The following is a 2,376-nucleotide window of genomic DNA, read 5'->3' on the forward strand; positions in this document are numbered from 1 at the left end:
GCGAAGTCCACTAGCCGCTGGGTGCTGGAGCCAGACAGTTATCAAAGTTCAAAGCTCTATAAATAAGCGATTGCCTCCCGAGGAGGCAATCGCTTTTTCCATGCTAAAATTCTTTAATAAAGCCATTCTAATAGCGGAAGATTTAACTGCTTAATCGGGGCATCGGTGATTTGATAAAAACTGGCCAAAAATCGTTCGTATTCACCAGACTGCCGCAGAATCCTCATTAACTTCTCCTCCAATACCTTTTTATCCTGTTCAGAAGTGGTTATATAATAACTCTCGATGCATTCAAAGTAATGGAGTGGGAAAATTATGCGCGAATATAATAATCGCCATGTAAATGGTGACAATGGAGAAATACTCTGGTACTCTTCAAAAAATCGTTTTAATTCCACGTCATAGGTTTGGAAATTGTGAAAGTATCTTTCCCTGGTCCATTCAGCTAGGTCCCTGCTGCGATGGTCAAAAACCCAGTCGAAAGGATTTTTAATCATATAATTATTGAGCGGCCCCCATGTTTTTTGGGTAAAACGTTCATGGCAGACCGTGCCGCTATCGGTTTCTTGGGGTTCATCATCTATTTCAGTATCGACTAAATATTGAATTGCATTCTCCGTCAACCCCAGATAATAGGGGAAGGAATCAACAAACATTCGCTGAAACTCGTCTTCGGGTGATTGAAAAAGCAGTCCATTCCAAACCTTTTCCATCTGCTCCAGGCGCTTTTCCCATAATGACTTCCATTGGCCAACCCTGCTGGACCTCTCGATTTGAAAGGGAACCCTTCTCCCACGCTCATGGAACCTGGCCAATTTCCTGCCCAATTTTATTTTCCGCTGCGCTTCTGTTTGTTGATTAGCCAAGACACAATATTTATGTTGTTCCCATGTCGTAATTAGATGACCTTCTTTCGATTGCAAAAAGACCGGGACATTTTGGTCACCATAATTTCTTAAATGCTCAGCTATTTTTTCAAGCTCTGCAAGATCCTCTTCCTCCTTAGTTGGTTTGGAGATTAAATAGAGCCACCCATCTCCTCTTAACGCATCGTAAGTATCTAATTTGACATATTCCTCCACCGTAATGCCATATTGATTTTCCAGCATTTTCTGCAGCATTAGGTCCCACCTCATTTCTTTCCCTATTCTTAACACATGTATATGTAGTACCTTTAAGAATCTTGTTCCTGAATAACAGAGAAAGTTGAAGGAGAATATAAGGCTTTAACCTGCTCTTTTTTATGAGTAATTTGCATAAGTTAGAATAATACAGTATATATAGAATGAAAATCCATAGAAAAGGTGATCAGAGGATGGCAGACGACCAAAACGTAAATCTAACCGAAGTAACTGCACGCAGATGGCTGAAAGAAAGAGGTGTTGAAGTACAAGACATCGCTGATTTAGTTTTCTTTTTACAAGAAAAATATCATGAGAATTTGAAAATGGAAGACTGTCTTGCCAATGTGGAACGCGTCCTTTCTAAACGTGAGGTTCAGAACGCCATTTTAACCGGAATACAGCTGGATGTATTGGCTGAAAAAGGAATGTTGGAGGAGCCACTTCAATCAATCATTGGAACAGACGAAAGTCTTTATGGTGTGGATGAAATTCTAGCCTTTTCGATTGTAAATGTATACGGATCAATCGGTTTTACTAATTACGGTTACATCGATAAGTTAAAACCTGGGATATTAGCGCATTTAAATGATAAATCCACGGGAGAGTGCCATACCTTCTTAGATGATATTGTTGGTGCGATTGCAGCGGCAGCATCGAGCAGGTTAGCACACCGGGCGGCACGCGCGGAAAAAGAGAAAAAATAATAATTAAAGGATGGGGAATCCCCATCCTTTTAGGCTGTCGAACTTTTTATTAATCCATTTTCCTTAACAATTCACCACGTTAATTTGTTATATTTTATGTTATATGTTGGTTTTCTGACATGTCTGTTGATTGGCACTCCAGGCACTTCGCTTTCCGCGGGCGTGCCGGGGAGCCTCCTCGTCGCTTCGCTTCTGCGGGGTCTCCCCTGCCCCGTACTCCCGCAGGAGTCTTCGTGCCTTCCGCGCCAATCAACAGAGTGTAATATTTATATGAGACCCTCAACTTATAAAAAAAATTAAGAATAAGTGATGAAGTCAATGTTTAAGGCAAAAGAGTCGAAGTCAATGAATGGGTTATAAAGCCCGTGCCCGTTAAAAAAGCACTGGCGTGGTCGATAAGAAGGGGGTTTTCTGCAACCTACCAAAATATTAGAGATTACAGAACACATGACCAAGCTAGGAAAAGTATGTTGCAATGCTTAAGGTTGTTTTACCTCCCTGTTGATTGGAGCGGAGGGCACTCGACTCCTGCGGGATAGAGAGGTAAC

The 2,376-nt window shown here is 41.5% G+C and carries 2 protein-coding genes; one reads left to right on the forward strand and one right to left on the reverse strand.

All coding sequences use genetic code 11. From position 1 onward, the window contains the following. Nucleotides 1-113 precede the first annotated feature (113 nt). Entirely contained in the window at nucleotides 114-1,121 is a 1,008-nt protein-coding gene (gene yutH, locus BDR01S_RS24425) for a spore coat putative kinase YutH (RefSeq protein WP_066258564.1), read from the reverse strand. A gap of 194 nt (nucleotides 1,122-1,315) precedes the next feature. On the opposite strand from yutH, the gene BDR01S_RS24430 reads away from it, so the two are divergent. Next, nucleotides 1,316-1,828, forward strand: coding sequence for a phosphatidylglycerophosphatase A family protein (locus BDR01S_RS24430; protein ID WP_066258568.1), 513 nt, complete (start codon nucleotides 1,316-1,318; stop codon nucleotides 1,826-1,828). The last annotated feature ends 548 nt before the right edge of the window (nucleotides 1,829-2,376 follow it).

Source organism: Neobacillus drentensis NBRC 102427 (genome assembly GCF_001591445.1).
Classification (GTDB): Bacteria; Bacillota; Bacilli; order Bacillales; family Cytobacillaceae; genus Neobacillus; species Neobacillus drentensis.

Excerpts from the sequence above, each read along its gene's own strand:
- yutH (WP_066258564.1), bottom strand. The coding sequence starts at position 1,121 with ATGCTGCAGAAAATGCTGGAAAATCAATATGGCATTACGGTGGAGGAA.
- BDR01S_RS24430 (WP_066258568.1), top strand. The coding sequence starts at position 1,316 with ATGGCAGACGACCAAAACGTAAATCTAACCGAAGTAACTGCACGCAGA.